Raw genomic sequence first — 6,719 nt, 5'->3', positions numbered from 1 at the left:
GTGATCACCGGGATGCCCTTGGACACCTTCGACTTCGTCGTGAACGACGCCGCGAACACCGACTGCGTCGCCACCGGACCGTCCGCCCCGGCTTCGACATCGACCGCGTCGGTGATCAGGCCGGACCCGATCCGCAACGCCAGACGCGCCGCGATCTCCTTGCCCTCGGCGGAGGACGACACGAGAACGGCAACCGGGGAGACCGCTTCCACAGCGGCCTGGAGGGCATCCACCTTCGGGACCACGAGGTAGTCCGCGTACTCCGCGGCCTCCGACGTCAGCACCCGCACCGCACCATGCTCACCCAGCACGGACGCCGTCTGCCCGGCCCCCGCACCCAGCGCCACCGCGACCGGCTCACCCAGACGACGCGCCAGCGTCAGCAACTCCAACGTGGGCTTGCGCACCGCGCCATCCACGTGATCGACGTACACAACAACTTCAGCCATGACATGCACTCCTGCGAGAGAAGAGAGAGGAAATCCGTACGGGACCTACGGGAGACTCAGATGAACTTCTGGCCCGCGAGGAACTCGGCCAGCTGCTTGCCGCCCTCACCCTCGTCCGTCACGATCGTCCCCGCCGTACGCGCCGGACGCGCCGACGCGTCCTCCACCACCGACCACGAACCCCCGAGACCCACCTCACCGGCCTCGATATCGAGATCCTCCAGATCCCAGGACTCCACCGGCTTCTTCTTCGCCGCCATGATCCCCTTGAACGACGGATACCGCGCCTCACCCGACTGATCCGTCACCGAGACCACCGCCGGAAGCTGCGCCTCAAGCTGCTCCGAGGCCGCGTCACCATCACGACGGCCCTTGACGACACCACCCCCGACACTGACCTCCGACAACAGCGTCACCTGCGGCACCCCCAGCCGCTCCGACAGCAGCGCAGGCAGGACACCCATCGTCCCGTCCGTCGACGCCATCCCACACACGACCAGGTCGTAACCGGCCTTCTCGAGCGCCTTCGCGAGGACCAGTGACGTCCCGAACACATCCGTGCCGTGCAGATCGTCGTCCTCGACATGAATGCCCTTGTCCGCACCCATCGACAACGCCTTGCGCAACGCGTCCTTCGCGTCCTCCGGACCCACCGTCAACACCGTGATCTCCGCGTCATCGGCCGCCTCCGCGATCTGAAGCGCCTGCTCCACCGCGTACTCGTCCAACTCCGACAACAGACCGTCCACATCCTCACGGTCCAACGTCAGGTCATCGGCGAAATGCCGGTCACCCGTCGCGTCCGGCACGTACTTCACACAGACAACGATCCTCAAGCTCACGCCGGCTCTCCTACTGCATCGTCGGTTACTCGGCTGCGTCCTGCCCGCAGCATAGGCGCCTGAAGTGGCGAATCCCGGCTGGGGCGGCGGGCGCTCCGACCGAAATATTACTCACCAGTAGTACACAAAGAGCCTGCCCGCTGAGCAAGCGCTTTGCGCTGTGACCTTGCCAACGCCGGAGACGCCCGCCGCCGACCCGGCACCGGCGCCACACCGAGGGCCACTCGAAGGGAAGACCTCGCCTCAAAGCATCCGGGCGAGCGCCGCGAGCACCTGATCGCGGTGCGGTGCCCCGCTCGCGCGGCGCGTCTCGCGGCCCTCGGCGTCGAGGAAGAGGACGGTGGGCGTCGCGTCGATGCCCGCGGCGCGGACGAGGCCGAGATGGTCCTCGGCGTCGATCTCCACGTGCGTGACACCCGGGACGAGACCGGCGACCTGGTCGAGCACCCGGCGCGTCGCCCGGCACGGCTGGCAGAAGGCGGTCGAGAACTGTACGAGCGTGGCCCGCTCCCCCAGCCGCGCCTCCCCCAGGCCGCCGCTCGCGAGCAGCCGCGCCCAGTCCAGGGCGTGCCCCTCCCCCGCGGCACCCGGCACCACGGGCCCGGACTCCGCGATCCCGGCTCCCTCGGCTTCGCTGTCCGCGGTCCCGGCCCGCCTCTCCGCCGCGCCTTCGCCATCCCGCTCGCGCACGCGCCTCGCGCCGCCTTCCCTCGCCATGAACCCGCACCCGTCCCCGTTCCGTCCTGCCACTTTCTCAGCACCCGCCCCACGCGGCCGATTCCCGGGCCCGGAAACGTGTCCGCCCGCGTTCGTCGCGCATGGCGGGGCGGGTTCGGGGAAAAGCAGGGGGAAGGCCCGATGGCCGGTGCGGGACTCGGGTTCCCGGAGCGGACGTGACGTGAATCTCCCGCGCTCCGGGCACCAGGGCTGGCTCCTCGTTCGTTCATCGGGCACGATCTGCGCAATGCCGCAAACCTACGGCTGCGTAACTTCACGCCGGACCGCTCGTCCCCGGGGGCCGGCAGAGATGAAGGGTCCTCGCCACCCATGGCTGAGCTCGTCTACCGTCCGGTCATCGGTCTCATGCGCACGATGTTCGCGGCGCTCGACCTCAAAATCGACTGCAAGGGCTCGGAGAACATTCCCCGGACCGGTGGCGCGGTCCTCGTCAGCAACCACATCAGCTACCTCGACTTCATCTTCGACGGCCTCGCCGCTCTGCCGCAGAAGCGGCTCGTGCGGTTCATGGCCAAGGAGTCGGTCTTCCAGAACAAGATCTCCGGGCCGCTCATGCGCGGGATGAAGCACATCCCGGTGGACCGCAAGCAGGGCGAGAACGCCTTCGCGCACGCGCTGGACTCGCTGCGCGCCGGCGAGGTCGTGGGGGTCTTCCCCGAGGCCACCATCTCGCCGTCGTTCACGCTCAAGTCCTTCAAGACGGGTGCCGTGCGGCTCGCCCAGGAGGCCGGGGTGCCGCTCGTGCCCATGGCCCTGTGGGGGACGCAGCGGATGTGGACGAAGGGGCGGCCGCGCAATCTGAAGCGCTCCCACCTGCCCATCACGATGCGGATCGGCGAACGCTTCCACGCCCCCGCCGACCAGTACGCGGGCACGCTCACGCGGCGCCTGCGCGAGCACGTGCAGGAGCTGCTGGAGGCGGCGCAGCGCGCCTACCCGGCGCGGCCGAAGAGCCCCGAGGACAGCTGGTGGATGCCGGCGCACCTCGGCGGCAGCGCCCCGACGGCGGCGGAGGCCGCGAAGGCGCAGGCCGGCTGAGCGCGGCGCGAGGCCGTCGTCCCCGTACCACCGCTCGTACGGGAGAAGGCGGGCGCGCGCACGGAAAGCGGCCCGGTCCCCAGGTGGGGGCCGGGCCGTTGTTCGTGTCAGGGCCGAGGTGCCGGGGCCGGTCGGCGCGGGCTCAGCGCGTCATCTCCTCGCGCAGAGCCGCGAGGAAGCCGTCCACGTCGTCCTCGGTCGTGTCGAAGGCGCACATCCAGCGCACCGAACCCGCGGCCTCGTCCCAGTAGTAGAAGCGGTAGCGCTTCTGGAGGCGTTCGGTGACCTCGTGCGGGAGACGGGCGAAGACGCCGTTGGCCTGGACGGGGTACAGGATCTCGACGCCGTCGATCTCGCGCACTCCGGCGGCGAGCCGCTGGGCCATCGCGTTGGCGTGGGCGGCGGAGCGCAGCCACAGGCCGTCGGCGAGAAGCGCCTCGAACTGGGCGGAGACGAAGCGCATCTTGGAGGCGAGCTGCATCGAGAGCTTGCGCAGGTGCTTCATGTGACGGATGCCGTCGGGGTCCAGGACCACGACGGCCTCGCCGAAGACCATGCCGTTCTTCGTGCCGCCGAAGGAGAGCAGGTCGACGCCCGCGTCGGTGGTGAACGCCTTGACCGGGACGCCGAGGGCCGCCGTCGCGTTGGCGAGGCGGGAGCCGTCGAGGTGGACCTTCATGCCGCGCTCGTGGGCGTGCGCGCAGATCGCGGCGATCTCCTCGGGCGTGTAGAGCGTGCCGAGTTCGGTTGACTGGGTGATCGAGACGGCCTGCGGCATCGCGCGGTGCTCGTCGTCCCAGCCGTACGCCTCGCGGTCGATCAGCTCGGGGGTGAGCTTGCCGTCCGGGGTCGGCACCGTGAGGAGCTTGAGCGAGCCGACGCGCTCGGGCGCCCCGCCCTCGTCCACGTGGATGTGCGCGGAGTCGGCGCAGACGACGGCGCCCCAGCGGTCGGTGACGGCCTGGAGGGACACGACGTTGGCGCCGGTCCCGTTGAAGACGGGGAACGCCTCGGCGCGCGGGCCGAAGAGGTCCCGCATGATCACCTGGAGGTGCTCGGTGTAGGCGTCGCCGCCGTACGCCACCTGGTGCCCGCCGTTGGCGACGGCGAGCGCGGCGAGGACCTCCGGGTGGGCGCCGGCGTAGTTGTCGCTGGCGAAGCCGCGTATCGCGGGGTCGTGGTGGCGGCGGGTCGCTGTGCCCACCTCGGTCAGGGCTTCTTGGTCAGCCACAGGCGCTGTCCGTTCACTTCCTGTGCGGGGCGTTCCCAGACGCCGGCCACGGCCTCGGCGAGGTCCTTGACGTCCGTGAAGCCCGAGAACTTCGCGCTGGGACGTTCGGCACGCATCGCGTCGTTCACCAGCGCCTTCACCACCAGGATGGCAGCCGCCGCGCTCGGGCCGGCCTCGCCCCCCGCCTTGCGGAAGGAGTCGGCCAGGGCGAGGGTCCACGCCTCCGCGGCGGCCTTGGCCGCGGCGTAGCAGGCGTTGCCGGAGGTGGGCTTCGAGGCGCCGGCCGCGCTGATGAGGACGTAGCGTCCCCGGTCGCTGCGGCGCAGCGCCTCGTCGAAGGCGAGCGAGGTGTTCTGGACCGTGCGGATCAGGAGCTTCTCCAGGAAGTCCCAGTCGGCGAGGTCGGTGGCGTCGAAGGAGGCGGAGCCGCGCCAGCCGCCCACGAGGTGGACGAGGCCGTCGATGCGGCCGAACTCCTTCCGGATGCCCTCGGCCCAGGCGGTCGTCGCGGGGCCGTCGAGCAGGTCGACGGTGTCCGCGGTGACCGTGGCCCCGCCGTGCGCGTACCGGGCCGCGTCGACGCCCTCGGCGAGACGCTCCGGATCGGCGTCGGCGCCGACCACGGTGGCGCCCGCCTGTGCGAGGCGCAGCAGGGTCGCGTGCCCCGCGGGGCCGCCCGCTCCGGCGACCGCGATGACGGCGCCCTCCAGCGAACCGTTCCCGGTGCTGTTCTCGAAACCGTCCATGCCGGTCACCTCCTGGCCGTCCTCACTACTCATGCGGCGGCGCCTTCCGGGCCCGTCGCCGTGATGCCCCGGGTCGAGGCGATCACGCGCTTGAGCTTCTTGGAAAGGGCCTCGTAGAACATGCTGAGCGGAAATTCGTCGGGAAGCACGTCGTCGACGAGTTTGCGCGGGGGCAGCGAGAGGTCGAGCGCGTCCGGGCCCTTGGCCCAGCGCGAGCCGGGGTGCGGCGCGAGGTAGCGCGAGACCAGCTCGTAGCCCGCGAACCAGTGGACGAGCTTGGGGCGGTCGATGCCCTCGCGGTAAAGGGTCTCTATCTCGGTGCACAGGGCGTTGGTGACCTGCGGCGCCCGCTCCCAGTCGATCTTGAGCTTGTTGTCGGTCCAGCGCACGACGTCGTGCTTGTGGAGGTACGCGAAGAGGAGCTGGCCGCCGAGACCGTCGTAGTTGCGCTGCCGCTCCCCCGTGACGGGGAAACGGAACATGCGGTCGAAGAGGACGGCGGTCTGCACGTCGCGTGCCTGGGCGACGCCGTCGGCCTCCAGTTTGACGGCCTCCTTGAAGGCGGTCAGGTCGCAGCGCAGCTCTTCGAGCCCGTACATCCAGAACGGCTGCCGCTGCTTGATCATGAAGGGGTCGAAGGGCAGGTCGCCGTGGCTGTGGGTGCGGTCGTGGACCATGTCCCACAGGACGAACGCCTCCTGGCAGCGTTCCTGGTCGGCGAGGAGGGCGCGGACGTCGTCGGGGAGTTCGATGCCGAGGACGTCGACGGCGGCCTCGCTCACGCGGCGGAAGCGGGCGGCCTCGCGGTCGCAGAAGATGCCGCCCCAGGTGAAGCGCTCGGGGGCCTCGCGCACCGCGATCGTCTCGGGGAAGAGGACGGCGGAGTTGGTGTCGTAGCCGGCCGTGAAGTCCTCGAAGGTGATGCCGCAGAAGAGCGGGTTGTCGTAGCGGGTGCGCTCCAGCTCGGCGAGCCACTCGGGCCAGACCATGCGCAGGGCGACGGCCTCGAAGTTGCGGTCGGGGTTGCCGTTCTGCGTGTACATGGGGAAGACGACGAGGTGTTCGAGGCCGTCCTCGCGGCGCGCGGCGGGCCGGAAGGCGAGGAGCGAGTCGAGGAAGTCGGGCACCTGGAAGCCGTCGTCGGCCCAGCGGCGCAGGTCCTGGACGAGCGCTTCGAGGTAGGCGGCGTCGTGCGGGAGGCGCGGGGCCAGTTCCCCGACGGCCGTCACCATCGCCTCGACGGCCGCGCGGACCTCGTCGGCACGGGGCGCGTTCTCGGCGTCGAAGTCGACCGAGCCGTCCTTGCGCTGCCAGGGGCGGATGCGTTCGACGGCGTCCTTCAGGCGGTACCAGGCGGGCTGGTCGGCGAGTCGTTCACCGGAAGCCTTGTGCCCTTTCCGGGTCGCCCGTTCAAGAATCTCCGTCATGCCACACCCTCCACAGAAGAAACCGCTGTACAGACCACCGTAGGCGTCCAGGCGGGGCCTCCACAAGGTCACCTCGGGAAATAATCCCGCCCACACGGCTGTGCACCGACGTTTTTCCGGCGATCTCGGGGTTCATGCGCGCGTTCCGACCGTTTCTCGCCGAACGCGAGTCTCCGGTTCCGCCGCAGCGCGGCCATGCGGCCCCGCGTCAAGGGCGGTACGTGGCGCGCCCACGGACGGGCGAGGTA

General features: G+C 70.4%; 6 protein-coding genes and 1 pseudogene. 1 reads left to right on the top strand and 6 read right to left on the bottom strand.

Features of this window, described 5'->3' with window-relative positions:
- The 3 genes and pseudogenes from G3I42_RS01110 to G3I42_RS01100 form a co-directional block, all read right to left on the bottom strand.
- A pseudogene (locus G3I42_RS01110) lies at positions 1-449 on the bottom strand (electron transfer flavoprotein subunit alpha/FixB family protein); the annotation flags it as partial.
- Positions 450-505: 56 nt separating this feature from the next.
- Positions 506-1,291, bottom strand: a complete 786-nt coding sequence (locus tag G3I42_RS01105; protein WP_164281975.1) for an electron transfer flavoprotein subunit beta/FixA family protein — start codon at positions 1,289-1,291, stop codon at positions 506-508.
- A gap of 243 nt (positions 1,292-1,534) precedes the next feature.
- The gene (locus G3I42_RS01100) at positions 1,535-1,855 is read right to left on the bottom strand and encodes a thioredoxin family protein (protein ID WP_343244412.1); all 321 of its coding nucleotides are present in this window, start codon (positions 1,853-1,855) and stop codon (positions 1,535-1,537) included.
- 483 nt (positions 1,856-2,338) lie between these two features.
- Here G3I42_RS01100 and G3I42_RS01095 point away from each other — a divergent pair, with 483 nt between their 5' ends.
- Positions 2,339-3,067, top strand: coding sequence for a lysophospholipid acyltransferase family protein (locus tag G3I42_RS01095; RefSeq protein ID WP_164281973.1), 729 nt, complete (start codon positions 2,339-2,341; stop codon positions 3,065-3,067).
- Between the two features lie 142 nt (positions 3,068-3,209).
- On the opposite strand, the gene G3I42_RS01090 is transcribed toward G3I42_RS01095, so the two are convergent.
- Genes G3I42_RS01090 through G3I42_RS01080 form a run of 3 tightly spaced genes read right to left on the bottom strand, consistent with a single transcriptional unit; the run spans position 3,210 to position 6,471 of the window.
- A complete protein-coding gene (locus G3I42_RS01090) occupies positions 3,210-4,271 on the bottom strand; it encodes a low specificity L-threonine aldolase (RefSeq protein WP_343244411.1) in 1,062 nt (353 codons plus the stop codon).
- Between the two features lie 5 nt (positions 4,272-4,276).
- Positions 4,277-5,077, bottom strand: a complete 801-nt coding sequence (locus G3I42_RS01085) for an SDR family NAD(P)-dependent oxidoreductase (RefSeq protein ID WP_164281971.1) — start codon at positions 5,075-5,077, stop codon at positions 4,277-4,279.
- Positions 5,074-6,471 (bottom strand): DUF6421 family protein, encoded by a 1,398-nt coding sequence (locus tag G3I42_RS01080; RefSeq protein ID WP_164281970.1) that lies wholly within the window; start codon positions 6,469-6,471, stop codon positions 5,074-5,076. Before G3I42_RS01080 ends, G3I42_RS01085 begins: the two co-directional genes overlap by 4 nt.
- Positions 6,472-6,719: the final 248 nt, after the last annotated feature.

Origin of the sequence: Streptomyces sp. SID11385 (assembly GCF_010548245.1) — a bacterium.
Classification (GTDB): Bacteria; Actinomycetota; Actinomycetes; order Streptomycetales; family Streptomycetaceae; genus Streptomyces.
The sequence above is the reverse complement of the archived record's forward strand: the minus strand, read 5'-3'. Positions and strand labels throughout refer to the sequence as shown.

What these genes read in the sequence shown, in the direction of transcription:
- G3I42_RS01085 (WP_164281971.1), bottom strand. Translation starts at nt 5,077, where the DNA reads ATGAGTAGTGAGGACGGCCAGGAGGTGACCGGCATGGACGGTTTCGAG.
- G3I42_RS01080 (WP_164281970.1), bottom strand. Translation starts at nt 6,471, where the DNA reads ATGACGGAGATTCTTGAACGGGCGACCCGGAAAGGGCACAAGGCTTCC.
- G3I42_RS01095 (WP_164281973.1), top strand. Translation starts at nt 2,339, where the DNA reads ATGGCTGAGCTCGTCTACCGTCCGGTCATCGGTCTCATGCGCACGATG.